The organism is Massilia oculi (genome assembly GCF_003143515.1).
Classification (GTDB): Bacteria; Pseudomonadota; Gammaproteobacteria; order Burkholderiales; family Burkholderiaceae_D; genus Telluria; species Telluria oculi.
This window is the reverse complement of the sequence record NZ_CP029343.1, coordinates 2,205,172-2,231,041: the sequence shown is the minus strand read 5'-3', so window position 1 is coordinate 2,231,041 and position 25,870 is coordinate 2,205,172. Positions and strand designations below refer to the sequence as shown.

18 protein-coding genes, 2 tRNA genes, 3 rRNA genes and 1 riboswitch are annotated in these 25,870 nt (G+C 63.7%); of the genes, 9 read left to right on the top strand and 14 right to left on the bottom strand.

From position 1 onward, the window contains the following. Window positions 1-24 precede the first annotated feature (24 nt). The 13 genes from DIR46_RS10355 to cobT all read right to left on the bottom strand — a co-directional run bounded on the left by DIR46_RS10355 (window position 25) and on the right by cobT (window position 13,126). Window positions 25-1,485 (bottom strand): cobyric acid synthase, encoded by a 1,461-nt coding sequence (locus DIR46_RS10355; protein ID WP_109345163.1) that lies wholly within the window; start codon window positions 1,483-1,485, stop codon window positions 25-27. Next, window positions 1,482-2,369, bottom strand: a complete 888-nt coding sequence (locus DIR46_RS10350) for a cobalamin-binding protein (protein WP_109345162.1) — start codon at window positions 2,367-2,369, stop codon at window positions 1,482-1,484. The genes DIR46_RS10355 and DIR46_RS10350 overlap by 4 nt, the downstream gene beginning before the upstream one ends. Further along, entirely contained in the window at window positions 2,366-3,346 is a 981-nt protein-coding gene (gene cobD / locus DIR46_RS10345) for a threonine-phosphate decarboxylase CobD (RefSeq protein WP_109345161.1), read from the bottom strand. The genes DIR46_RS10350 and cobD overlap by 4 nt, the downstream gene beginning before the upstream one ends. Further along, complete coding sequence (gene cbiB, locus DIR46_RS10340; RefSeq protein WP_109345160.1) at window positions 3,339-4,271, bottom strand: adenosylcobinamide-phosphate synthase CbiB; 933 nt, start codon at window positions 4,269-4,271, stop codon at window positions 3,339-3,341. Before cbiB ends, cobD begins: the two co-directional genes overlap by 8 nt. Continuing rightward, the gene (gene cobU / locus DIR46_RS10335; RefSeq protein WP_109345159.1) at window positions 4,265-4,825 is read right to left on the bottom strand and encodes a bifunctional adenosylcobinamide kinase/adenosylcobinamide-phosphate guanylyltransferase; all 561 of its coding nucleotides are present in this window, start codon (window positions 4,823-4,825) and stop codon (window positions 4,265-4,267) included. The genes cbiB and cobU overlap by 7 nt, the downstream gene beginning before the upstream one ends. Beyond that, window positions 4,822-6,114, bottom strand: coding sequence for a cobyrinic acid a,c-diamide synthase CobB (locus DIR46_RS10330; protein ID WP_109345158.1), 1,293 nt, complete (start codon window positions 6,112-6,114; stop codon window positions 4,822-4,824). The genes cobU and DIR46_RS10330 overlap by 4 nt, the downstream gene beginning before the upstream one ends. Then, window positions 6,108-6,734: a cob(I)yrinic acid a,c-diamide adenosyltransferase gene (gene cobO / locus DIR46_RS10325; RefSeq protein WP_109345157.1), complete on the bottom strand. Its 627-nt coding sequence runs from the start codon at window positions 6,732-6,734 to the stop codon at window positions 6,108-6,110. The genes DIR46_RS10330 and cobO overlap by 7 nt, the downstream gene beginning before the upstream one ends. Beyond that, on the bottom strand, window positions 6,731-7,510 hold the full coding sequence (locus DIR46_RS10320; RefSeq protein WP_109345156.1) for an ABC transporter ATP-binding protein: 780 nt from the start codon (window positions 7,508-7,510) through the stop codon (window positions 6,731-6,733). Before DIR46_RS10320 ends, cobO begins: the two co-directional genes overlap by 4 nt. After that, window positions 7,507-8,529 (bottom strand): FecCD family ABC transporter permease, encoded by a 1,023-nt coding sequence (locus DIR46_RS10315; protein ID WP_109345155.1) that lies wholly within the window; start codon window positions 8,527-8,529, stop codon window positions 7,507-7,509. Before DIR46_RS10315 ends, DIR46_RS10320 begins: the two co-directional genes overlap by 4 nt. A gap of 61 nt (window positions 8,530-8,590) precedes the next feature. Further along, window positions 8,591-10,456, bottom strand: coding sequence for a TonB-dependent receptor domain-containing protein (locus tag DIR46_RS10310; protein ID WP_109345154.1), 1,866 nt, complete (start codon window positions 10,454-10,456; stop codon window positions 8,591-8,593). Between the two features lie 65 nt (window positions 10,457-10,521). After that, window positions 10,522-10,754, bottom strand: a riboswitch (cobalamin riboswitch). A gap of 19 nt (window positions 10,755-10,773) precedes the next feature. Beyond that, window positions 10,774-11,316: a histidine phosphatase family protein gene (locus tag DIR46_RS10305; RefSeq protein ID WP_109345153.1), complete on the bottom strand. Its 543-nt coding sequence runs from the start codon at window positions 11,314-11,316 to the stop codon at window positions 10,774-10,776. Beyond that, window positions 11,316-12,098: an adenosylcobinamide-GDP ribazoletransferase gene (locus tag DIR46_RS10300; RefSeq protein ID WP_109345152.1), complete on the bottom strand. Its 783-nt coding sequence runs from the start codon at window positions 12,096-12,098 to the stop codon at window positions 11,316-11,318. Before DIR46_RS10300 ends, DIR46_RS10305 begins: the two co-directional genes overlap by 1 nt. Then, window positions 12,095-13,126: a nicotinate-nucleotide--dimethylbenzimidazole phosphoribosyltransferase gene (gene cobT / locus DIR46_RS10295; RefSeq protein WP_109345151.1), complete on the bottom strand. Its 1,032-nt coding sequence runs from the start codon at window positions 13,124-13,126 to the stop codon at window positions 12,095-12,097. The genes DIR46_RS10300 and cobT overlap by 4 nt, the downstream gene beginning before the upstream one ends. Window positions 13,127-13,564: 438 nt before the next feature. Between cobT and DIR46_RS10290 the strand changes: the two genes are divergently transcribed. The 9 genes from DIR46_RS10290 (at window position 13,565) to DIR46_RS10250 (ending at window position 23,344) form a co-directional block, all read left to right on the top strand. Continuing rightward, a 16S ribosomal RNA gene (locus DIR46_RS10290) occupies window positions 13,565-15,099 on the top strand. Between the two features lie 82 nt (window positions 15,100-15,181). Continuing rightward, window positions 15,182-15,258, top strand: a tRNA-Ile gene (locus tag DIR46_RS10285). Between the two features lie 8 nt (window positions 15,259-15,266). Beyond that, window positions 15,267-15,342, top strand: a tRNA-Ala gene (locus DIR46_RS10280). A gap of 221 nt (window positions 15,343-15,563) precedes the next feature. After that, a 23S ribosomal RNA gene (locus DIR46_RS10275) occupies window positions 15,564-18,437 on the top strand. Between the two features lie 117 nt (window positions 18,438-18,554). Further along, a 5S ribosomal RNA gene (gene rrf / locus DIR46_RS10270) occupies window positions 18,555-18,667 on the top strand. Together the 16S, 23S and 5S rRNA genes with 2 tRNA genes alongside form the textbook arrangement of a ribosomal RNA operon. A gap of 182 nt (window positions 18,668-18,849) precedes the next feature. Next, a complete protein-coding gene (locus tag DIR46_RS10265; protein ID WP_109345150.1) occupies window positions 18,850-19,692 on the top strand; it encodes an alpha/beta fold hydrolase in 843 nt (280 codons plus the stop codon). A 126-nt stretch (window positions 19,693-19,818) separates the two neighbouring features. Next, the gene (locus DIR46_RS10260; protein ID WP_229446564.1) at window positions 19,819-20,175 is read left to right on the top strand and encodes a hypothetical protein; all 357 of its coding nucleotides are present in this window, start codon (window positions 19,819-19,821) and stop codon (window positions 20,173-20,175) included. 161 nt (window positions 20,176-20,336) lie between these two features. Beyond that, the gene (locus DIR46_RS10255) at window positions 20,337-21,815 is read left to right on the top strand and encodes a DUF2868 domain-containing protein (RefSeq protein WP_109345149.1); all 1,479 of its coding nucleotides are present in this window, start codon (window positions 20,337-20,339) and stop codon (window positions 21,813-21,815) included. After that, window positions 21,812-23,344, top strand: coding sequence for a DUF3482 domain-containing protein (locus DIR46_RS10250; RefSeq protein WP_109345148.1), 1,533 nt, complete (start codon window positions 21,812-21,814; stop codon window positions 23,342-23,344). Before DIR46_RS10255 ends, DIR46_RS10250 begins: the two co-directional genes overlap by 4 nt. Here DIR46_RS10250 and DIR46_RS10245 read toward each other — a convergent pair. Then, entirely contained in the window at window positions 23,319-25,436 is a 2,118-nt protein-coding gene (locus DIR46_RS10245) for a TonB-dependent receptor family protein (RefSeq protein ID WP_109345147.1), read from the bottom strand. The two genes, DIR46_RS10250 and DIR46_RS10245, sit on opposite strands and share 26 nt — an antisense overlap. Window positions 25,437-25,870: the final 434 nt, after the last annotated feature.

Sequence of the window (25,870 nt, the reverse complement as noted above, 5' to 3'; positions counted from 1 at the left end):
TGAACTGAGCGGGCTTTTTTGCTTTCAGTTTCCTAGGTCGATCAGTTTCTCCAGCAACCCTTCCACTGAATTAGCAATCCGCTCCAGACTCGCATCACGCAGTTGCGCCGTGTCGACGACATGCTCGGTACGCGAACCAGCCCATTGTAGCAGCGCGCTGCAAGCTTCCGGATGATCGAAGAGTCCGTGCAGATAGGTCCCCAGGATTTGGCCATCCCAAGATACGGCGCCTTCATTCCTGCCTTCGATGATAAAGGCTGGCAGCTCCAGGCCCGCACCATGCGACACACCCATATGAATCTCATATCCACTGACTCGCTGGGCGGCTTGGTGCGAAGCAAACGCACACACGCCCTCCACCCTGGTCAGCCTCTTTTCGCGCGTCAGCTCGGTCTCGATATCCAGCATGCCTAGGCCCGACGATACCCCGGGCGCCCCTTCGACCCCATGCGGATCATTCACCGTCCTCCCAAGCATCTGGAACCCGCCACACACGCCGATCACCTTGCCGCCATAGCGCAAATGACGCGCAATCTGCGCACGCCAGCCCTCCGCTTCCAGCCAGGCCAGGTCGCCGCGCGTGTTCTTGCTCCCTGGAAGAACGATCAGATCCGCGCCAGGAATCGTCTCTCCCTGCCGCACGAAGCGCAGGTCGACGTCCGGATGCGCGCGCAGCGCATCGAAATCCGTGTGATTGCTCATGCGCGGCAGGCTGGGAACGACGACGCGAAATGCGCCCTTGTTCGTCTGCGTCGCCTGCACCGCATCCTCGGCATCGAGGAACAGCCCGTGCAGATAGGGCAGCACCGCCAGCACCGGCTTGCCGGTCTGGCTTTCGAGCCATTCCAGGCCCGGCTCGAGCAGCTTGATGTCGCCGCGGAAGCGGTTGATGACGAAGCCGATGACACGATCGCGTTCCGACTGCGACAAGCAGGAGAGTGTGCCTACCAGGTGCGCGAACACGCCGCCGCGATCGATGTCGGCCACCAGGATCACCGGGCAATCGACCGCCTCGGCAAACCCCATGTTCGCGATGTCGCGATCGCGCAGGTTGATCTCGGCCGGGCTGCCGGCGCCTTCGACGATCACCGTCTCGTACTGGGCCAGCAGCCGTGCATGCGACTCAAGTACCGCACCCATCGCCACCGGCTTGTACTGATGATAGTCGCGCGCATTCATGTCGGCCCGCACCTGGCCATGGATGATGACCTGGGCGCCGACGTCGCTCGAGGGCTTGAGCAGCACCGGGTTCATGTCGGTGTGCGGCTCGATGCCGGCGGCGATCGCCTGCAGCGCCTGCGCGCGGCCGATCTCGCCGCCATCGCGCGTCACCGCGCTGTTGAGCGCCATGTTCTGCGGCTTGAATGGCGCGACCCGGACGCCGCGCCGCTTGAGCAGGCGGCACAGCGCCGCGACCACCGTGCTCTTGCCGGCGTCTGACGTCGTGCCCTGCACCATCAGGGTCCGGTAGGGAAAGCCGCTCATTTCGAACGACGCTGGCGCGCCTGCTCGAGCACCTCGCACAGCGCGGCCGTGCCCTGGACCATGCGCGGCCCCGCGCGATTGAGCAGGTGGCCGTCCAGCGTGAACAGATTATTGCTGCGCACCGCGGCCAGTGTGCCATACGGCTTCCAGAGCTCGACACCACCATAGTTCTTTTCGGCGGTGGCGATGATCGCTTCCGGATTGGCCTGCAATACGCTCTCGATCGAGACGATCGGCGCCGTCACTGTCAGTTTGTCGAAGATGTTCTCGCCGCCGCACAGCTTCATCGCATCGGTGAGGATGTGCTTTCCGCTGAGCGTATACAGCGGACGGTCCCACACCTGGTAGAAGGTGCGCACAGGAGAACGGTTCGCATACTTCGTGCGCAGCCCGGCCAGCTGCTCGCGCAACTGTGTCGCGGTCGCCTTGGCCGCCGCATCGGTGCCCAGCAACTGGCCCAGACGCAGCACGGCGTCGGGAATGCCGTCCAGGGTTTGCGGGTCGCTCTGGAATACCGGGATGCCCAGCCGGCGCACCATCTCGATCTGCCGCTCCGAACTGTTGTGGCGCCAGGCCACGATCAGGTCGGGCTTCAGCGAGATCAGGAGCTCCATGTCGATCTCGCGATTCGAGCCGATGCGCGGGATGCGCCTGGCCGCTTCGGGATAGTCGCTGTAGTTCACCGCGCCGACGATCTGGCCGCCGCCGCCGGCCGCGAACAGCAGCTCGGTGACGCTGGGCGCCATCGACACCACCCGCAGCGCCGGCTTGGCGACGGTGACCGCCAATCCCGCATCGTCCTTGACCGTGATCGCGGCATGGGCCTGGGCCTGGGCCGCCAGGCCAGCGGCGGCCAGGCCGGCCAGCAGCATCGTTTTCTTCATTGCTTGCTCCATTCTTGAAGTGCTTGTTCGAGGCGCCGCCATTCATTCTCGCTGGCGGGCAGGCCGACCCGGATGCCGCGCGCCGCATCGCGGAACAGCCGGCACCAGATGCCGCGCGCGGCCATGTGTTCATGAAAGGCTTCGGGTCGCGCCTCGGGCCACCAGCGAAACAGCGGCGTGCCGCTGCTCGCGATGTCGTGCTCCCGCAGCAGGCGCTCCATTCGTGCACCGGCCTGCGCCAGGCGCTCTTGCGTATCCTGCTGCCAGCCCGTGTCGGCCAGCGCCTGCAGCGCGATTTCCTGCGCGGGACCGCTGACGGCCCACGGCCCGAGCAGGTCGGCCAGGTCCGCCAGCACGCGCTCGTGCGCCGCGACGAATCCCAGCCGCAGTCCCGCCAACCCGAAGAACTTGCCGATCGAGCGCAGCACGATCAATCCCGGCCGCGCTGCGTGCGGCGTCACGCTCAGCGCGGGCGCCGTATCGCCGAAGGCTTCGTCGACCACCAGCCAGCCATCGCGCGCATGCAGCCGCGCCGCCCAGTCGAGCAGGAGTTCGGGTTCAATGGTCTCGCCGGTCGGATTGTTGGGATTGACGACAACGACGACATCGCTGGTGTCGACCGCCGCGTCCAGTTCCGCATAAGACACCAGCCGCCGCGCGTGGCCGTGCAGGTTCCAGTGATATGCGTGTTCCGCATACGACGGCGCCGACACCGCGACGCGCGAAGGTGGACGCAGGCGCGGCAGCGCCTGGATCGCCGCCTGCGTGCCGGCCACCGGCAGCAGTTGCGGCGCGCCGTAATAGGCGCAGGCTGCCGCAAGGAATGCAGGATCTGGCTCCGGCAGGCGTTGCCAGGCCGCGCTCGACGGCGCCGGCGCCGGATAGCCATGCGGGTTGATACCGGTCGACAGGTCGACCCAGTCGTCGCGGCCATAGTGACGCGCCGCGTCGCGCAGATTGCCGCCGTGTTCAAGCATATGACGCTCCGACAGCCATCAGGCAGACCACCCCGGCCCACAACAATGTCGTGCGCAGCACCAACCGCCAGGCGCGCAGGATGTCGCTCGCGCAGGCCGCAGGCCCAAGACCCAGTGGCGGCCGCTGTTCGACTTCGCCATCGTAGACGGCGGCGCCACCCAGCGACACGCCCAGGGCGCCGGCGCCGCTGGCCATCACCGGCCCGGCGTTCGGGCTGCTCCAGGCCGGGGCCTGGGTGCGCCAGCATTGCCAGGCGCGCGCGCGGCCGCTGCCCGCCAGCAGTACGTACGACAGCGCGGTCAGGCGCGCCGGTACATAGTTCAATGCATCGTCGATGCGCGCCGCGCAGCGGCCGAACAGGTTGAAGCGTTCGCTGCGATATCCCCACATCGCATCGAGCGTGTTCGCCAGGCGGAACAGCACCGCGCCCGGCCCGCCCAGCAGGATGAACCAGAACAGCGTGCCGAACACGGCGTCGTTGCCGTTCTCGAGCAGCGATTCGGCGCTGGCCTTGGCCAGGTCGGATTCGTCGGCGTGCGCCGTGTCGCGGCTGACGATGCGCGCCGTGAGCGCACGCGCCTGCGCCAGGTCGCCGGCGCACAGCGCCGAATGGATCGGCAGCGTATGGTCGCGCAAGCTGCGCAGGCCGATACAGACATAGAGCAGCACCGCATGCAGCCACAGGCCGGCGAGGTCGGTCAGCGCCAGGAACAGCAGGCTCAGTGGCAGGACGGCAAGCGTCCATGCCAGGCATCCGCGCACCAGGCGCGACTGCCCACGATTGAGACTGCGTTCGACCAAGTTGACCAGCTTGCCGAAGCCGACCAGCGGATGCCAGCGCCGGGTCTCGCCCAGCAGCAGGTCGAGCGCGATGCCGACGACGAGCAACATCGCGATGGTGGAGAGCGACAGGCCAGTCAGCACTGGGGACCTTTCAGGACAAGCGGCAGGCCGGCCGCCACCAGCACGGCGCGATCGGCGCGCGCCGCCACCGCCTGGTTCAGGCGGCCGGCTTCATCGGCGAAGCTGCGCGAGATCGCGCCCCAGGGCACGATGCCCATGCCGACTTCGTTCGACACCAGGATCAGGTCGCCGGGCAGCCCCTCGTTCAGCTGGTCGAGCAGCGCCGTGCGCTCATGGTGGAAGCATGCCGGCAAATCGACCGCGCCCACCTCGGGATAGTCGCGGCCGTCGCAGAACATCAGGTTGCTGAGCCAGAGCGTCAGGCAGTCGACCATCACCAGGCGCTGCGGCGCGCACCAGTCGCATAGCGCCTGCGCCAGCGCCAGTTCTTCTTCGACCGTTCGCCACTCGGCCGGGCGCCGCTCGCGGTGATGGGCGATGCGCGCGGCCATCTCGCCGTCGCCGGCGCGCGAGGTGGCGATATAGACGACCTCCTTGCCCGATTCGCGCGCGATGCGTTCGGCGTAGGCGCTCTTGCCCGAGCGCGCCCCGCCAAAGACCAGGGTCACGCTCACGGCTGCGCTCCGAACAGGACCGCCACCGCGCGCGGATTGGACGGGAAGTAGCCGTGGAAGTAGGACGCGAACAGCGAGCCGACCCGGTAGGCGGCTTCGCCTCGCGTGCCGGTCCTTTGCTTCACTGTGTAGTCCTGTGGCGTCACCGGAGAATCCAGCAATGAATAGTGGAAGGTATGGCCGCGGATATCGCCCTGCGGCGTCGGCATCGCATGCATGCCCAGTCCCCCCAGGCGCTTCTGCATCCTGACTTCGCCGGCGAGCAGCCCGGCCATCTCGAAGCGGCGCCCTTCGCCGTCGGTCAAACCATCGGCAAGCGCCATCATGCCGCCGCATTCGGCGACGATCGGCACGCCACGCGCGTGCACATCACGGATCGAGTCGCGCCAGCGCCGGGCGGCCTGCAGCTGGGCGCCGTGCAGCTCGGGATAACCGCCCGGCAGATACACTGCGTCGGCGTCCTCCGGCACCGCCTCGTCGGACAGCGGCGCGAAATACCTGATGTGCGCACCGAGCTGCTCGAGCAGGTCGATATTCGCCGGGTAGACGAAGACGAATGCCGGATCGCGTGCGATGGCGATCGTGCGTCCCGCCAGTAATGGCGCCACCGGCGCCGGTACGGTAGAACCAGGACTCATGACAGGCAGCGCATCCCACGCCGCCTCATCGAAATCGATGCTGTCGGCCAGCGCATCCAGGATGCGGTCCAGCTCCTCGACCTCGCCCGGCACGACCAGGCCCAGGTGACGCTCGGGCAGCGGCTCGTCCTGGCGCGCCAGGGTGCCGATCAGCGGGATGTCGCGCAGCGATTCCTTCACCATCGCCGCATGGCCGCTGCTGGCGACGCGGTTGGCGATCACGCCGGCCATCTCGACGGGGCCGTAGTCGCGCAGGCCCTGCGCCACCGCGCCGGCAGTCTGCGCCATCGCCGAGGCGTCCAGCACCGCCAGCACCGGAATCCCGAACTCGCGCGACAGGTCCGCCGCCGAGGGAGATCCGTCGTACAGGCCCATCACGCCCTCGACCAGGATCGCGTCCGCCTCATGCGCGGCAGCGGTCAGGCGCTGGCGGCAGGCATCGACGCCCACCATCCACAGGTCGAGGTTGTGGACCGGCGCGCCGCAGGCGCGTTCGAGCAGCATCGGGTCGATGAAATCGGGGCCGCACTTGAACACCCGCACGCGCTTGCCCATGCGGACCAGCCGCCGCGCCAGCGCGGCCGTTACCGTCGTCTTGCCCTGGCCGGACGACATCGCGGCCACCAGGACGATGCGGGCGCCCGTCACCATTCGGTCCCCGCCTGGGCCGCGATGCCGGCCTTGAACGCGTGCTTGACCACGTTCATCTCGGTGACGGTATCGGCCACCGCGATCAGTTCCGGCGGCGCGCCGCGGCCGGTGATCACCACGTGCTGCATCACCGGCCGGTCGAGCAGGTCGGCGATCACGGTGTGCACGTCGAGGTATTTGTATTTCAGGGCGATGTTCAGTTCATCCAGCACCACCATGCCGATCGCGGGATCGGACAGGAACTGCCGGGCCAGCACCCAGGCCTCCTCGGCCTTGGCGATGTCGCGCTCGCGGTTCTGCGTTTCCCAGGTATAGCCTTCGCCCATCGCATGGAAGCTCACTTCGTCGGGGAAGCGGCGCAGGAAGGTTTCTTCGCCGGTCGACAGGGCGCCCTTGATGAACTGGACCACGCCCACCTTCATGCCGTGGCCGAGCGCGCGCGCCACCATCCCGAAGGCGCTCGAGCTCTTGCCCTTGCCGTTGCCGGTATTGACGATGACGATGCCGATTTCCTTGTCGGCCGAGGCGATTTTTGCGTCGATGACCGCCTTTTTGCGCTCCATGCGGGCGCGGTGGCGTTCGTTCAGGGCGGCGGTCTGTTCTGGAGTCATGTCGGTCATGCGGGGCCCTCCTTGGGGATGAAGATGCGGCGGCCTTCGTGTTCGATCATGTCGATCGGATGGCCGAGGTAGTCGCCCAGCAGCGCCGGGCGCATGATCTGGTCGTTGGCGCCGGCCGTCCAGCGGCCGTCGCCCATCAGTAGCAGCGCGTGGGTAGAAATGCGACTGGCCAGGTTGAGGTCGTGGCCGATCATGACCACGGTCCGGCCCTGCTCGCGGCACAGGCGGGCCAGCAGGCCCATCACGCTCACCTGGTGCGCCAGGTCGAGCGCATTGGCCGGCTCGTCGAGCAGCAGCAGCGGCGTCTGCTGCGCCAGCAGGGCGGCGATCGCCACGCGCTGGCGCTCGCCGCCGGACAGGGTGCGCACGTCGCGCGCGGCCAGGTCGTCCACTTCCATCGACGCCAGGGCCATCAGAGCAGCCTGATGGTCGTCGCTGCCCTCCCAGTAGCGGTTGGCGTGGTAAGGGTGGCGCGCCGACAGCACGCTTTCCAGCACGGTATAGGCAAACGCGTCGTGGCGCGACTGGGCCAGGAAGGCGCGCTCGCGCGCCAGTTCGGTCAGCGGCCAGGCCGCCATGGCGCGGCCGTTGACGTGTACCGATCCGCCGTTCGGCTGCTGCAGCCCGGCCAGCGTGCGCAGCAAGGTGCTCTTGCCGGCGCCGTTGCGGCCGATGATGCTCCAGCATTCGCCGGCGCGCGCGGTCCAGTCGAGGTCCCGCACCAGGGTGCGCTGGCCGATGGACAGCAGCAGGTCGTGGGTGGAGATCGAGTTCATTTGCGCAGGCGGTGCAACTGGTAGAGGAAGACCGGCGCGCCGATCATCGCCGTGATGGCGCCGACCGGCAGCTGCTGCGGCGCGATGATGGTGCGTGCCAGCGTATCGCACAGCACCAGGAAGGCGCCGCCTGCCAGCACCACGGCCGGGATCAGCACCCGGTGGTCGGGCCCGAAGGCGAAGCGGCAGGCATGCGGCACGATCAGCCCGACGAAGCCGATCGAGCCGGCGCTGGTGACCGCGCTCGCGGTGAGCAGGGCCGAGACGAAGAACAGGCCTTTGCGCAGCGCGCCGACGCGCACGCCCAGCGTCACCGCATTCTCTGCGTGCAGCGCGACCATGTTCATGGCGCGCGCATTGCGCATGGCGAACAGCAGGCAGCCGGCCAGCACCAGCCAGGGCGCCAGGCGCAGCGGCGCGCCGGCCAGGTCGCCGATCAGCCAGAAGATCATGCTGCGCAAGCGCCCCTCGGGCGCGATCGACAGCATCAGCGTGACCACCGAGCCGCACAGGGCCGAGACGATCACGCCGGTCAGCAACAGCATCGAGGCACCGCCCTCGGCCGCCTGGCCACTGCGAAGGTCGCGCCGGGCCAGCAGATACAGCAGCATGGCGACGCCGATGGCGCCGGCCAGCGCGGCGGCATCAACCATCAGTGTCGAGGCCATCAGCAGCAGCGCCAGCAGGGCGCCGACCGAGGCGCCGGACGAGACGCCCAGCACATACGGATCGGCCAGGGGATTGCGCAGCAGCGCCTGCATCATGAGGCCGGCCAGGGCCAGCGCGCCGCCGGTCGCGAACGCCACCAGCGCGCGGCTGGCGCGCAGCTCGAGCAGGGAAGCGGAGAGCGAATCGGGCTGGCCGCTCGCGAGCTGGCGCAGGGCGTCGGGAATCTCGTCGAGCGGCACCCGGATCGAACCGGTCATGCCCGCGAACAGCAGGGTGGCAATGGAAAACGCCAGCATGGCGCCAACGATGAGCGTGGCGCGCTGATGTAGCGGCGGGACGGATGCTTGCATGCTGGCCCTGTCGATTGATCGGTTGCCCGCGGCCTGGTTGCCGCGGGCAGGGGGTTATAGCTTAATGGATGCCGTAGCGCAGGGCAGCAAACCAGGTGCGGCCGCTGGTGCCGTAGTTACGCGCGATCTCGTACTGCTTGTCGGCGACGTTGTCCAGTCGCATCAGCAGCGACCAGTCGGGCGTGAACTGCCAGGTCGTGTACAGGTTGAGCAGCCCGTAGCCGCCGAGGCGACGGTTGTTGGCGGCGTCGTCGAAGCGCTCGCCCGATACCGTCAGCTCGGCGCCGGCCTTGAGCGTGCCCATCGTGTAGTCGGCGCCGAAGCTGGCGTGCTTCTTCGCACGGCGCTGCAGCTGCTTGCCGGTGGTCTCGTCGCGCGGATCCTGCCAGTCGAGGCTGGCGCGCAGGTCGACGCCCATCAGGCGGGTGCTGCCGGCCAGCGAGAAGCCTTCGAGCAGGCCTTCGTTGACGTTGTAGGCGCAGCTGCGGTTGATGCCGTCCGGGCACGGGGTGCTCGACACGATCATGTCGGTCAGGCGGTTGTGGAAGTAGGTCGCATCCAGCTGGTAGCCGTTGCCGTCGTAGCGCAGGCCCACTTCGCGGTTGCGGCCTTTCTCGGGCTTGTTGGTTTCCAGGCCGTAGCCGGGGAAGTACAGCTCGTTGAAGGTCGGGGCGCGGAAACTCGTGCCGACGCTGGCGGTGGCGCGCAGGCCGTTGCCGAAGTCGTAGCCATAGCCGGCGGCGCCAGTGTTCTTGCTGCCGTAGACCGAGCGGTCGTGGCGCGCGCTGACGTCGATCAGGTGCTGGCCGCGCTTGGCCGAGTAGGCGGCCGCATACGAATTGGTGATGCGCGAGCGGCGCATCGACGGCACTTCTTCCTTGCGGTGCGTGTACAGCAGTTGCAGCGTGTCGCGGCCGATGGCGATGTCGTTCTGCCAGCTGAACTCGTCCTGCTGGGTGTCGATCTGGCTGGCGCCGGACGGCGTCGCGTTGGTGAAGTTGCCCGACTTGTCCTCCGAGCGCGCGTACTGCAGCGTGCTGTGCCAGTTTGGCAGGATCTGGTTGCGCATGAAGACCGCGGCGGTATTCAGGTCGTTGTCGCTGTGGACGTCGTAGTTGGCGGTGCCGCTGTCGTACTGGCTGAACAGGCGGCTGACCAGGAACTGGGCGCCGATCTCGTGGCCTGGCGCGAGCGCCATCGTCACGCGGCCGTTGGCGTTGCGGCGGCGGTAGCCGTCTTCGTCAGGATTGTAGCCCGAGGCGCCCGGGCGGGTGGACGAGAAGCCGTCCGAATCCTCGTAGCCGGCGCCGAACGCATAGCTGACGGCGTTCGGGCCGCCGCTGCTGCCGTAGATGCCGGCGTCCGCCTGGCGGGTGGCGTTGCTGCCCACGCCGAGCGAACCGGTGACGACCGGGGCGCCTTCGCCCTCGCGGGTGAAGATCTGGATCACGCCGGCGATGGCGTCGGCGCCATACAGGGTGCTGAGCGGACCGTAGACGATCTCGATGCGGTCGATGGCGCCCAGCGGGATGGCGTTCCAGCTGGCCGTGCCGGTGGTCGCCGAACCGAAGCGCACGCCGTCGACCAGGACCACGGACTGGTTGGCGTTGGCGCCGCGAATGAAGACACTGGTAGTGGTGCCGGCCGCGCCGTTGCGCGAGATCTCGATGCCGCGCTGGCGGCGCAGGATGTCGGCCACCGAGCCGGCGCCCGAGCGCGCGATTTCCCCGGCATCGATGACGGTGGTGTCGGCGATGACGTCGGCGGCGCGCTGGGCGGTGCGGGTAGCGGTGACGACGACGGTGTCGGCTGCCGGAATGGCGTCCGGCGAAGGAGCAGGTGAAGGTGCGTCAGCGAAAGCGGCGGACGAGATGACGGCGAGGGCGAGCGAGACCGCGGCGGCTTGCCGGGTTACTGGAAAATTCATGAACTGTTTCTTATAAAGGACAACCAGCCGACGTCCCCGTAGGCCAGATTGAACGGCATCGCACGAGGCGACGCCACCTTTTGGCCGGTATCCGGGCTGACAAGTATGGCCGTCCGACCTTCCCATGCATGCGCACAGTGGTATGAGGGGACGGTTTGCCGCATGGCTCGGGGAGAGCATGCGGCACTTGCTTACCGTTGCGGGGGCAGCACACGTTGGCCCTTGAATAGAGCTTCGTGTTTCCCGTTTAACTGCGACTGCGAACGCAGGCGCGAGCACCAAAACGCCCTCATTATAAGGTGTCGTCGGAGGTGTTGTCAGGTTTCCAGCATCATCACTTCACCGTAGTCGATCCGGTGTGGCGCCTGGGCGGCGCGCAGCGCGGCCTCGACCAGGGTGCCGCCGAGGTGCAACGAATGCAGCAGTCGCATGGTGCCGGCGTGGCAGATGATCAGGGCCTGCGCATGTCCTTCGCGTCGCATGTCGGCATCGAAACCGGCCACGCGCGCAGCCACGTCCATCACGCTTTCGCCGCCGCCGGGATGGTAGTGCAGCAGGTCGGCGCTCCAGTCGTCGATCTCGCTGCGGGGGATGTCGTCCCAGCTGCGCATTTCCCAGGCGCCGAAGTCCATCTCGGCCAGGCGCACGTCGAAGGCTGGCGCTGGCGAGAGCCGCTGCGCCAGGACGGCGCTGCGGGCGAGTGGACTGGCGTAGACCGGCATCGCGCCGGGCAGTCCCTGGTTCGCCAATGCTGTCAGCACCCGTTCGACGTCGGCTTCGCTCGCCGTGAGGTCGCTGCGGCCGTAGCAGTGCCCGGCCGGCACCTCGGGCCGTGGATGGCGCACCAGGTAAATACGCATCAGGCCAGCGCGCCGCGGCCGAGCGTGGCGAGTACCGCGATATAGATGGCTACCTCGGCCAGCTGCTGCACGGCGCCGAGGCAGTCGCCCGTATAGCCGCCGAGCCGGCGCGTGAACTTGCGCGCCAGCCAGCGCGTGGCCAGCATGGCCGCCAGCACCGAGGCGACGATTGCGGCCAGGTCGAGCAAGCCGAAGGCCAGCAGGACAAGCGCGGGCAGCATCACGGTGAGCGTGGCGATGCCGAATTCCCGGTCGCTCATGCGTACCGCCAGCGGCTTGGCCTTGCCCTCGGCGCGGGCGTATTCCATCTGCCAGATCAGGGACGTGGCGGCCAGTCGCGAGAGCGGGTGGGCCAGCAGCAGGGCGGCGATGGCGCTGGCCGGCGGCAGGCTGGCAACTGCGGCCAGCTTCGCGCCGAGCATGCACACGATGCCGATCGCGCCGTAGGCGCCGACGCGCGAATCCTTCATGATCTCGAGCGCGCGTTCCTTGGTCATGCCGCCGCCCAGGCCATCGCAGGTATCGGCGAAGCCGTCTTCATGGAATGCGCCGGTAACGTAGATCGTCGCGGCGGTGGACAGCACGGCCGCCACCGCCGCCGGCAACCACTGCGCGGCCACTAGATAGACCGCCGCACCGATGGCGCCCACCACCACGCCCACCAGCGGGAAGTAGCGCGACGCGTGGTTCAGCCAGGCCGGTTCGAAGCCCACCCAGCGCGGAATCGGCAGCCGCGTGAAGAATTGCAGCGCGATGAAGAACAGGCGCAGCTGGTGCGTCATGCCGAGCGTTCGCTGACTTGCGCCGAGGCGAAGGTGGCCATCTCGTTCAGGAAGTTGGCGCTGGCGTGCAGCAGGGGTAGGGCGAGCGCGCTGCCGGTGCCTTCGCCCAGGCGCAGGCCGAGGTCGAGCAGCGGGCGGGCGCCGAGCTCCTCGAGCAGCAGGGCGTGGCCATGCTCACCCGAGCAGTGCGAGAACACGCAGTAGTCGAGGATGTCCGGCTGCAGGCGCGCCGCCACCAGCAGCGCGCTGCTGACGATGAAGCCGTCGATCAGCAGCACCTTGCGCAGCTCGGCCGCCTTGAGCATGGCGCCGGTCATCATCGCGATCTCGAAGCCGCCGAAGGTGGCCAGCACCTCGAGCGGCTGGACGGCGTGGGCGTGAAGGGCCACGCTCGCCGCAACGACGTCGGCCTTGTGGCGGACGCCGTCCGGCGTGAGGCCGGTGCCGGCGCCGACGCAGCGCGCCAGCGGCCGCCCTGTCAGCTTGTGCATGAGGGCCGCGGCGGAGGTCGTGTTACCAATGCCCATCTCGCCGAAGCCGACCACGGTGCCGGGCAGGTCGCGCACCAGCGCCATGCCGTGTTCGAGCGCCGTTGCGCACTCTTGCGCCGTCATGGCGGGTTCGAGCGCGAAGTTGCGGGTGCCGTTGGCGACCTTGCGATGCACGAGGCCCGCGCGGTCACCGAAATCGTGGTTCACGCCGGCGTCGACCACGTGCAGCGCGCAGCCATTCTGGCGCGCGAACACATTGATGGCGGCGCCGTTGCCCAGGAAGTTCTCGACCATTTGCCAGGTGACGTCTTGGGGGAAGGCGGAGATGCCTTCGGCCACGACGCCGTGGTCGGCGGCGAATACCAGGATCGCGGGCTGGGCGATGGTGATCCTGGTTGAGCGTTGTATCAGGCCCAGCTGGCCGGCAAGCGATTCCAGTCGCCCCAGGCTTCCGAGCGGCTTGGTCTTGTTATTGATGGCGTCCGCCAGGGACTGGGAGAGGGCGGCGTCGGCGATAGGGGCGATCTTAGGAATCATATAGGGGTCTGTAAGAGAAGGTCGCTGAATGCGGCGGCTAAGATATCACAATCGTAAACCTTGCAAGCCGGCCTTCGGCTTGCTATAGTCTCGCTCCTCGACGCAGACGCCACCTCACGGTAGCGAAAGCGAAGAGAAAAAAGGGGTTGACGAAAAATGAGAAACACTTCATACTCTCGCCTCTCTGCTGCTGACGAACACAACGCTTCGAAGCAAAATGCAGAAAGCAGCACCGAATTCTGATCTTTAAAAATTAACAGTCGATAAGTGTGGGCGTTTGATGAGGGTGCCAAGAGCTTCGGTTCTTGATTACTTAAATTATCAAATGTTCACAAAAAGTATTAACGTTGCTTCAGCAATGAAGTAACGGTCAGTATTTTGAGTGAGCGACCTCGCTAGCAATAGCGAGTGACTCGAAAGAGTCAACAAACAGAGATTGAACTGAAGAGTTTGATCCTGGCTCAGATTGAACGCTGGCGGCATGCTTTACACATGCAAGTCGAACGGTAACAGGGAGCTTGCTCCGCTGACGAGTGGCGAACGGGTGAGTAATATATCGGAACGTACCCAGAAGTGGGGGATAACGTAGCGAAAGTTACGCTAATACCGCATACGATCCACGGATGAAAGTAGGGGACCTTCGGGCCTTATGCTTTTGGAGCGGCCGATATCTGATTAGCTAGTTGGTAGGGTAAAGGCCTACCAAGGCGACGATCAGTAGCTGGTCTGAGAGGACGACCAGCCACACTGGAACTGAGACACGGTCCAGACTCCTACGGGAGGCAGCAGTGGGGAATTTTGGACAATGGGCGCAAGCCTGATCCAGCAATGCCGCGTGAGTGAAGAAGGCCTTCGGGTTGTAAAGCTCTTTTGTCAGGGAAGAAACGGTAGAGGCTAATATCCTTTGCTAATGACGGTACCTGAAGAATAAGCACCGGCTAACTACGTGCCAGCAGCCGCGGTAATACGTAGGGTGCAAGCGTTAATCGGAATTACTGGGCGTAAAGCGTGCGCAGGCGGTTTTGTAAGTCTGACGTGAAATCCCCGGGCTCAACCTGGGAATTGCGTTGGAGACTGCAAGGCTAGAATCTGGCAGAGGGGGGTAGAATTCCACGTGTAGCAGTGAAATGCGTAGAGATGTGGAGGAACACCGATGGCGAAGGCAGCCCCCTGGGTCAAGATTGACGCTCATGCACGAAAGCGTGGGGAGCAAACAGGATTAGATACCCTGGTAGTCCACGCCCTAAACGATGTCTACTAGTTGTCGGGTTTTAATTAACTTGGTAACGCAGCTAACGCGTGAAGTAGACCGCCTGGGGAGTACGGTCGCAAGATTAAAACTCAAAGGAATTGACGGGGACCCGCACAAGCGGTGGATGATGTGGATTAATTCGATGCAACGCGAAAAACCTTACCTACCCTTGACATGTACGGAAGACCGAAGAGATTTGGTTGTGCTCGAAAGAGAACCGTAACACAGGTGCTGCATGGCTGTCGTCAGCTCGTGTCGTGAGATGTTGGGTTAAGTCCCGCAACGAGCGCAACCCTTGTCATTAGTTGCTACATTCAGTTGAGCACTCTAATGAGACTGCCGGTGACAAACCGGAGGAAGGTGGGGATGACGTCAAGTCCTCATGGCCCTTATGGGTAGGGCTTCACACGTCATACAATGGTACATACAGAGGGCCGCCAACCCGCGAGGGGGAGCTAATCCCAGAAAGTGTATCGTAGTCCGGATCGTAGTCTGCAACTCGACTACGTGAAGTTGGAATCGCTAGTAATCGCGGATCAGCATGCCGCGGTGAATACGTTCCCGGGTCTTGTACACACCGCCCGTCACACCATGGGAGCGGGTTTTACCAGAAGTAGGTAGCTTAACCGCAAGGAGGGCGCTTACCACGGTAGGATTCGTGACTGGGGTGAAGTCGTAACAAGGTAGCCGTATCGGAAGGTGCGGCTGGATCACCTCCTTTCTAGAGTAGCACCGGCGGCGAAAGCTGCATCATCAAGCGTCCACGCTTATCGACTGTTGAACAAGTAAAGAACAGTTTTATCGGGGCTGTAGCTCAGCTGGTTAGAGCACCGTGTTGATAACGCGGGGGTCGTTGGTTCGAGTCCAACCAGCCCTACCACGTTTCTCGGGGGATTAGCTCAGCTGGGAGAGCACCTGCTTTGCAAGCAGGGGGTCGTCGGTTCGATCCCGTCATCCTCCACCATTGACCTGGTTTGAAAGTTCAAACGTAAGCTCAGTAGCTTAGGTTTGATCTTTTAGCGATCACTGTTTTTTCGTTCTTTAACAATCTGGAAGAAGTAAAGTTTTTTTAAGCGTGTGCGAAAGCACACACTTAGGGTAGTAGTAATTTGTATCAAGCAAACATAGTTGTACTCTTGAATCCTGTGACGATCTCTGTAACTCATGCAGAGGCCAACGTTATAGGGACAAGTGAATAAGTGCACATGGTGGATGCCTTGGCGATTACAGGCGATGAAGGACGTAGTAGCTTGCGATAAGCTGCGGGGAGCTAGCAAACGAGCTTTGATCCGCAGATTTCCGAATGGGGAAACCCGGCCTTTTAGGTCATTGCATACTGAATACATAGGTATGCAAAGCGAACGCGGCGAACTGAAACATCTAAGTAGCTGCAGGAAAAGAAATCAACCGAGATTCCCAAAGTAGTGGCGAGCGAAATGGGATGAGCCTGTATGTGATAGTCGGACTGATAGTGGAAGCCTCTGGAAAGTGGCGCCATAGTGGGTGATAGCCCCGTACACGAAATCAGACCGGTGGTACTAAGCATACGACAAGTAGGGCGGGACACGAGAAATCCTGTCTGAACATGGGGGGACCATCCTCCAAGGCTAAATACTCGTAATCGACCGATAGTGAACCAGTACCGTGAGGGAAAGGCGAAAAGAACCCCGGGAGGGGAGTGAAATAGATCCTGAAACCGTGTGCATACAAACAGTCGGAGCCTCTTCGTGGGGTGACGGCGTACCTTTTGTATAATGGGTCAGCGACTTACATTCAGTGGCGAGGTTAACCGGATAGGGGAGCCGTAGAGAAATCGAGTCCGAACAGGGCGACAGTCGCTGGGTGTAGACCCGAAACCAAGTGATCTACCCATGGCCAGGATGAAGGTGCGGTAACACGCCCTGGAGGTCCGAACCCACTAATGTTGAAAAATTAGGGGATGAGCTGTGGGTAGGGGTGAAAGGCTAAACAAACTTGGAAATAGCTGGTTCTCTCCGAAAACTATTTAGGTAGTGCCTCAAGTATCACCATCGGGGGTAGAGCACTGTTATGGCTAGGGGGTCATTGCGACTTACCAAACCATTGCAAACTCCGAATACCGATGAGTGCGAGCTTGGGAGACAGACATCGGGTGCTAACGTCCGGTGTCAAGAGGGAAACAACCCAGACCGCCAGCTAAGGTCCCAAAGATTGGCTAAGTGGAAAACGAAGTGGGAAGGCTAAAACAGTCAGGATGTTGGCTTAGAAGCAGCCACCATTTAAAGAAAGCGTAATAGCTCACTGATCGAGTCGTCCTGCGCGGAAGATGTAACGGGGCTAAGCCAGTCACCGAAGCTGCGGATATCCGTAAGGATATGGTAGGAGAGCGTTCTGTAAGCCTGCGAAGGTGTCTTGTAAAGGATGCTGGAGGTATCAGAAGTGCGAATGCTGACATGAGTAGCGATAATGCGGGTGAAAAGCCCGCACGCCGTAAGCCCAAGGTTTCCTGTTCAACGTTCATCGGAGCAGGGTGAGTCGGCCCCTAAGGCGAGGCAGAGATGCGTAGCTGATGGGAAGCAGGTTAATATTCCTGCACCGTCGTATGATGCGATGGGGGGACGGATCGCGGAAGGTTGTCTGACTGTTGGAATAGTCAGTTTTTGACTCATAGAAGGTGCTTAGGCAAATCCGGGCACGTAATTCAAGGGGTCGAGACGAGTTGCCATGTGCGACGAAGCAATCGGAAGTGGTTCCAAGAAAAGCCTCTAAGCTTCAGTCATACGAGACCGTACCGCAAACCGACACAGGTGGGCGAGATGAGTATTCTAAGGCGCTTGAGAGAACTCGGGAGAAGGAACTCGGCAAATTGGTACCGTAACTTCGGGATAAGGTACGCCCTAGTAGCTTGATTGGTTTACTCCATGAGGGCCAAAGGGTTGCAATAAAATGGTGGCTGCGACTGTTTAATAAAAACACAGCACTCTGCAAACACGAAAGTGGACGTATAGGGTGTGACGCCTGCCCGGTGCTGGAAGATTAAATGATGGGGTGCAAGCTCTTGATTGAAGTCCCAGTAAACGGCGGCCGTAACTATAACGGTCCTAAGGTAGCGAAATTCCTTGTCGGGTAAGTTCCGACCTGCACGAATGGCGTAACGATGGCCACACTGTCTCCTCCCGAGACTCAGCGAAGTTGAAATGTTTGTGATGATGCAATCTACCCGCGGCTAGACGGAAAGACCCCATGAACCTTTACTGTAGCTTTGCATTGGACTTTGAATCAATCTGTGTAGGATAGGTGGGAGGCTTTGAAGCGGGGACGCCAGTTCTCGTGGAGCCATCCTTGAAATACCACCCTGGTTCATTTGAGGTTCTAACCTTGGTCCGTTATCCGGATCGGGGACAGTGCATGGTAGGCAGTTTGACTGGGGCGGTCTCCTCCTAAAGTGTAACGGAGGAGTTCGAAGGTACGCTAGGTACGGTCGGACATCGTGCTAATAGTGCAATGGCATAAGCGTGCTTAACTGCGAGACCGACAAGTCGAGCAGGTACGAAAGTAGGACATAGTGATCCGGTGGTTCTGTATGGAAGGGCCATCGCTCAACGGATAAAAGGTACTCTGGGGATAACAGGCTGATTCCTCCCAAGAGTTCATATCGACGGGGGAGTTTGGCACCTCGATGTCGGCTCATCACATCCTGGGGCTGTAGCCGGTCCCAAGGGTATGGCTGTTCGCCATTTAAAGTGGTACGTGAGCTGGGTTTAAAACGTCGTGAGACAGTTTGGTCCCTATCTGCCGTGGGCGTTGGAAATTTGAAGGGGGCTGCTCCTAGTACGAGAGGACCGGAGTGGACGAACCTCTGGTGTACCGGTTGTCACGCCAGTGGCATTGCCGGGTAGCTAAGTTCGGAAGAGATAACCGCTGAAAGCATCTAAGCGGGAAACTTGCCTTGAGATGAGATTTCCCGGAGCCTTGAGCTCCTTGAAGGGTCGTTCGAGACCAGGACGTTGATAGGCTGGGTGTGGAAGTGCAGTAATGCATTAAGCTAACCAGTACTAATTGCCCGTACGGCTTGTCCCTATAACCTTGGTAGTCCGAGGTTGGAGTACAACTGCTCGATACAAAGCTACAACCCAACAATACTTCTTCCAGATTCAGAGCAGGCGCGAACTGTCGCGACTGCTCGTACAAGTCATGCCTGATGACCATAGCAAGTCGGTCCCACCCCTTCCCATCCCGAACAGGACCGTGAAACGACTTTGCGCCGATGATAGTGCTGCAACCAGTGTGAAAGTAGGTTATCGTCAGGCTAGTTATATAGAAAAACCCCGCTCAGAAATGCTCTGAGCGGGGTTTTTTGCATTCTGGCTTGCAGTCCAGATCGCGCTTTCGCCAATCTGTCGGGCCAATACGCGGTTCATCGCTTACCCGACAAGACAGATCGGGTGTCGTGAAAGAATGGAGCTATCCAAACTCGAGCGATTCCAATCCCATGTCCCCACAATCGAAATCCGCTCGCAACAACGTCCTTTCTATCTTCTTTCTACTAGGCTGCCTGTCGACGTCGGGATGGGTATCTGCCGCACCCGCCGCAGCCAGCATCGACACGATCGCGGGCCGACAGATCGAATCGCTGACCATCAAGAACCCGGATGCGCACGTCAGCATCGTCTTCGAAAACGGCTTGCGGGCAACAGTGAGTGGATGGGACAAGGTCATCGAGTCGCTGGCACCGGATGCGTCGATCTTCGCCTATAACCGCCCTGGCTACGGAAACAGCCAGGAAACCGGAACGGCGCGCGATGGCGGAACGATCGTCGAGGAACTCAGGCAAACCCTGAAGCAAAAAGGCCTGGCGCCTCCATACATCCTCGTCGGTCACTCGCTCGGTGGCTTGTACATGCAGCTGTTCGCCAAGCGCTATCCCCAGGAAGTCAGCGGCCTCGTGCTGGTCGATCCACTCCAGCCCGGTGTCGTCAAGAAATCCGATGAATTCCCATTCTGGACTCGCGGTGCCAAGCAGCTGTTCTTCTCGAGCACCGTCAACAAGGAAATCGACGCCATTCACCAGACCAGCGAGCAGGTGCTGTCGCTGGACCCCATCGACGACAAGCCGATCGTCATACTCATCAACAAGCCGAAGGGCGCCACCGCGGTCGGCGTGGATTTCGGCGCCTTCAACAAAGACCAGAAGACCAGGGCGTCCGTGAACGGCATGTATCCGAAAGCGAAAAGGATCATCCTCGATTCCGATCACCAGGTGCAGCGCCAGAACCCCGCCGAAGTGGTGGGCGCGATCAGGGACATCATCGCGAAACAGACCCCAGGCATATAAGGCAGCAAGATAGTTGCATCCAGGGCGTAGGGCGAATCCCACAGCCCACCGAAACGTTCTCTGATACTTCCCCCGTCCTTGCACGCGCATTATCGAAGTTCTTGTTCAGCAAAGCGGAGGATCGCGATGAAGTCGAAAGAGAAGGTCAAGGGCGGAGACAACCGTGCACGCGGTAGCGCAAAACCAAAAACCTTGATGGTTGCCGAGGGCAGCCTGCAGTCCCGGGCGCCCGGTTACGTGATGCCGGGTGGGCTCGACACGCCGTTCCCGAAAGGGAACACGGGATCCATGCAATCGGATTCGACCGGACGCGGCCAACGCGCCGGTGCCGGTTCGCAGACCGGCGGATGGAGCGCCCGGCAGCAGGCCCAGCGCATGCAGGCGCGCGGCGAGCAGGACCGCCTCGGCGAGTCGCGGCAATCCGGTGGCGGCATGGAGCAAAACCAATTGTCTTCGGTTTCCGACAGCAAACGCAAAGGCTGACACATCAGGACCTTGAACGTCCACGAACACCACCGACCCGGGCCTTGCCCGGGTTTTTTGTTATCGCCTTCAAGGACATGGTGCGCCAGGCCACTGCCAACCCACGCGAATCTGGTGCACAATGCCTCTTACGACATTGTCATTTCATCCATAGGAGAAGCATGAACGAACAGGTCGCACGCAACGTCGTGCTGGTGCGCTCGATCGAGTATGCCGATGTTGCGCACACGGTCCTGAGCGACGACGACCGCATGTACGCCACCCGCAGCGCGCGCGAGCTCGCTGCCTGGCAGGCGGCCGACAGCCATATGGCGGTCAACCAGCATCACTTCCTGCAGCAGCGCGCGGAACAGATCCTCAAGCGCCTCGGCGAACGCACGCCGGCCTTCGGCGCCTTTGCCCGGCGCGCTCCCGGCATGGGCGGCATCTGGATCGCGTTGCCATTCCTCGCCTTCGTGCTCGGCGCCGCGCTCGACCGCATCGCCGACCCGCACCGCATCGACCTTCTGTCGGCGCCGCTGCTGGCGATCGTCGGCTGGAACCTGCTCGTCTATCTCGGCCTGCTGGTCTGGGCCATCGTGCCCGCCGCGCGCCGGCGCAAGAGCGGCACGCCGTTGCTGCGCCGCCTGAGCGTCGGCAAGGCGGTCGCGCCGCGCAAGCTGCCCACCGCACTGGCTGAAGGCGTCGCCCACTACCTGGCCGATTGGGCCGTGCTGAGCGAGCCGCTCACGCGCGCGCGCCTGGCCCGCACCTTCCACCTGGCGGCGGCCGGCTTCGCGCTCGGCGCCGTCGCCTCGCTGTATGCGCGCGGCCTGCTCACCGAATACGTCACCGGATGGGAGAGCACCTTCCTCGATGCGCAGCAGGTGCACACGCTGCTGTCATGGCTGTTCACGCCGGCGCTGACCGTATTCCCATTCCTGCAGGGATTCACGCTGGCCGAGATCGAGCAGCTGCGCTTCGGCGGCGCCGCCGGCTTGCCGGTAGGGGATCGCTGGGTCCACCTGTACGGCGCGACCTTGCTGCTGCTGGTGATCCTGCCGCGCCTGGTGCTGGCACTGGTCGCGGGCATGCGTGCGCGCTACCTGAAGCGCAACTTCCCGATCGATCTCGACCAGCCTTATTACCGCAAGCTCGCCGACACCATCGGCGCCGGCAGCCCGGCCGTGTTGCGCGTGATCCCCTACAGCTACACGCTCGACGAACCGCGTGACCGTGGCCTGTGGGCGATCGCCGCCGCGGCCCTGGGCGGCCAGACGCGGGTGCAGTTGCTGCCGCCGGTCGGCTATGGCGTCGAACTCAAGGACGCCTTGCGCGACACGACCCTGAAGGAGGCCGGCATCACCGTGACCACGGTGCTGTTCAGCCTTGCCGCCACGCCCGAGCAGGAAAACCACGGCGCGCTGCTCGACTATCTGGTCAAGCGGGTGCCGCGCGGCGTGGCCGTGCTGCTCGACGAGTCGCCGCTGCTCGAGCGCATCGGCGAACAGGTGGGCAGCGAGCGCGTCGCCGAACGCCACGCCCTGTGGCGCCAGTTCTGCAGCTTCCACGGCACATCGGCCCATGTGGTCAATCTGCTCCAGCCCGACAAGCACCCGCTTGAACTGGGCGCGGGCCTCGCTTTGCCGGAGCTGCGATGATCACGCCCGCAAAAATCCAGTTCGCGCTGGTCTCGCACACCAATAACGGCAAGACCACGCTGGCGCGCACCCTGGTCGGGATGGACGTCGGCGAGATCCGCGACGCCGCCCACGTGACCCAGATCTCGGAGGGCTATCCGCTCCTGAGCACCGAAGAGGGCGACTCGCTCGTGCTGTGGGATACGCCGGGCTTCGGCGACTCGGTGCGCCTGCACAAGCGTCTCGCGCTGGCCGGCAATCCGATCGGCTGGTTCCTGCGCGAGGTATTCGACCGCTACCGCGACCGCCCGTTCTGGCTCAGCCAGCAGGCGCTGCGCGCGGCCAGGGAAGAGGCGGACGTCGTGCTCTATCTGGTCAACTCGTCTGAATCGCCACAGGATGCCGGCTACTTGCCGTCCGAGATGAAGATCCTCGAGTGGCTCGGCAAGCCCGTGGTCGTGCTGCTCAACCAGGTCGGCCCACCGCGTCCGGCACACGAGGAACAGGCCGAACCCAAGCGCTGGAAGCAGCACCTCGCGCAGTATCAGGTGGTGAAGGAAGTGCTGCCGCTGGACGCCTTCGCCCGCTGCTGGGTGCATGAGCACGTGTTCTATGAATCGGTGGCGGGCCTGATCGAAGAAGAGAAGCGCCCCGCCTATGCGCGCCTGCTGGCCGCGTGGGCCGAGCGTAACCGCGTGCGCTATGCGAGCGCGCTGAACATGAGCGCCGAGCAGATCGCGGCGGCGGCGCGCGACAGCGAACCGCTGGGCGAAGAACGCACCGGCATGCTGCGCACCGCATTGAAAGCGGTCGGCATCGGCAAGGACGAGCAGCGGCGCCAGGATCTCGCGATGGCCGCGCTGGTGCAGCGCCTGAACGACGGCATCAACCATGCGACCGCACGCATGCTGTCGCTGTACCGCATCGATCCCGGACAAGCGGTGAACGTGAACGCACGCGTGCGCGAGAACTTCGCGGTGCGCGCGCCGGTGGACAAGGCGCAGGCCGGGCTGCTCGGCGCGGTGGTGTCAGGCGCGGCCACCGGTTTGTCGGCCGATGCGATGGCGGGCGGCCTGACCCTGGGCGCCGGCGCGCTGATCGGCGCGATCGCCGGCGGCATCACGGCGGCCGGCGCGGCCTGGGGTTTCAACCAGGGCACGGACCGCAACCAGGCCAACGTCAAGTTCGCCAATCCTTTCCTGCAGACGCTGCTGACGGGCGCCGTGCTGCGCTACCTGGCGGTGGCGCACTTCGGACGAGGACGAGGCAATTATGTGGAGAGCGAGGCGCCGCCGTTCTGGCAGGCCGAGGCCGAGCAGGCGCTGAACGGCGTCGGCATCCATGGCGATCGCCTGTGGCAGGCGGTGCGCGAAGCGCCGGACCTGGGCGCCGCCACCAGGCTGGTCGAGGCGGTACTGGTGCCGGCGGTGACGGCGACGCTCGAGCGCCTGTATCCCGACGTCGCGTTCCCGGGCGCGCCGGCGCAGGCAGCGCCGGCGGCGCCGACATTGGACAAGGACGCAATTACTGGAACTGGTACTGCGCGCTGACGCCCAGGATCCAGTTGCGGCCGGGGGCCGCTTCGTAATAGCGCCGGTTGGTGTCGCCCACGATGACGGAGCCGACGTAGTCGCGGTCGAACAGGTTGTTCAGGCGCGCGAACTGGCGCAGTTTCCAACCGCCCAGCTGCTGGCTCGCCTGCACGCGGGCGTTGACGATCGCATAGCCAGGCGCCGGCGTGGCGCTATTGGTGTCTTCCGCGTACACGCGGCTGTTGGCGACGGTTTCGAGCGCCGCGCCGTAGCGGCCAGCCGCTTCCTTCCAGCCGAATTCACCGTAGAAGCTGGTCTTCGGCAGGCCGGGCAGGCGGCTGCCTGTCGGCACCGCGCCAAAGGCCTCGTCGTACACCGCGTGCAGCATGCTCAGGGCCAGGCGTGCATTCCAGCCGGCGCCGAGTTCGGCGTCCACCGACAGCTCGCCGCCCTGGCGCAGGGTGGCGCTGGCGTTGCGGTAGCTGGTGCGTCCGCCGGACGAGGCGTCGACGACCAGCTCGTCCTTCGTCTTCACCTGGAACACCGCGGCGTTGACGCGCACGCCGCTGGCGACCATGGCTTTCACGCCCGCTTCCAGGTGCGTGCCGATGGCCGGTTCGAGCGCGAAGTTGAAGCCGCCGCCGGTGCCCGAATAAAACGATTCGTTCATGGTCGGCGTCTCGAAGCCGCGCGCCGCGCTGGCATACACGTTCAGGGTCGGCGAGACTTTATACAGCACGCCCACCAGCGGCGTCGTGTGGCGGAAGTCGGTGCCGCCACTGTCGTCGCCGTTGGACAGATAGCGGTCCTTGACGTCGAAGTCCACGCGGCTATGGCGCACGCCGCCGCTCAGCACCCAGCGGTCGCGCTCCCATTCCAGCTGCACGTAAGGGTCGACGCTGGTCACTTCGTTCTGTTCGTCGCGGCGCAGGTTGCCCTTCACGCCGAAGGTATTGCCGACGAAGTTCTCGAAGCCCTGCCGCGCGTCCTTCGAACGCGCCAGTTCCAGGCCGGCCGTGGCGCGCATCGTGCCGCCGGCGACCTGGCGCACCGCGCGCCAGTTGGCGTCGATGCCGTAGAAGTCGCGGTCGAAGTCGATCACGCCGCCCGAGTGGCTGCTCGGCGCCTGGAAGCCGCGCGAGAACGACTGGTACTGGATGACGCGGCGGTTGCCGCCGTAGGCGGTCACCTGCAGGCGGTCGGCGCCAAACGTCTGTTCATAGGTCGCGCCGAACTGCTGGTGGTCGATGCTCTTGCGCGTGTCGTAGCGATCGGCCAGCGTGCGCTGGGGCGTCTGCGTATCGGTGGTGTCGATCTCGCCCGCGCGCGGGTCGCGCTGATAGGTGGCCCAGGTGACGCCGAGCGGATCTTGCGTGTCGTCCTGCCGCAGGCCGCTGGCGGTCAGCACCAGGCGGCTGGTCGACGAGGGTTCGACGACCAGCTTGGCGTAGGCCTGCTTGCGCGTTGCGGCGCTGTGGTCGCGGTAGCCGTCGGTCTCGAAGCGCGAGGCATCGAGCAGGTAGCCGATGCCGCCGCTGCGGCCGGAGGCATTGGTGTCGAACTTGCGCTGGCCATAGCTGCCGCCGGTGAAGCTGGCTTCGACCGTGGGCGTATCGGTCGGTTCGCGTGTAAAGAGCTGGACCACGCCGCCGGAGTGGTTGCCATACAAGGCGGACATCGGGCCGCGCAATACTTCGATGCGCTCGGCGAGATCCAGGTTGAAGGTCGCGGCCTGGCCCTGGCCATCGGGCATGGTGGCCGGGATGCCGTCCGCCACCAGGCGCACGCCGCGCACGCCGAAGGCGGAGCGGGTGCCGAAGCCGCGCGACGAGATCTGCAAGTCTTGCGCATAGTTCTCGCGATTGCGCACCACGATGCCCGGTACGGCGACCAGGGCTTCGGACGCGTTGACGCGTAGCTGGGTGTCGCCGATCTGCGCCGCGTCGACCACGTCGACCGCGGCCGGCAGGTCGAAGCTCGTGTGCTCGGCGCGGGTGCCGCTGACCACGACCACGTTCATCGGGTCGCGAATCTCTTCGGCGAGGACCGCCAGGGGCCAGCAGGCGCAGACGGCGGCGATCGCCGTACGGCGCAAGACGGTGGGCTTCATTATTTCTCCATGAGTGCGTAGCAAGCGCGAGACGGTAGGGGTCTTGCCAATCAGCCAAGGAATATACCTTGCGAGGGCGTATTACGTGCGCACGCAAACACTTCAGCAAACTGAGGGCTGACTGAAATGCCTGAAAACATGTTTCCAGCGGGTCTTGCGGAACCCCTTCAAGGTTTGCTATAGTTCGCCTCCGCTTCGGCATGGCCGAAAAATGTTAACGTAATCAAGTGGTTACGGTAGCAATATCGGCAGAGAAATCTGAGACGAAGCGAAATGAGGGGTTGACGGAAAACGAAAAACACTTCATACTCTCTTTCCTCTGCTGCTGACGAACACAACGATTCGAAGCAAACAGCAGAGATGCAGTACCGAATAAAGTTCTTTAAAAATTAACAGTCGATAAGTGTGGGCGTTTGATGAAGGTGCCAAGAACT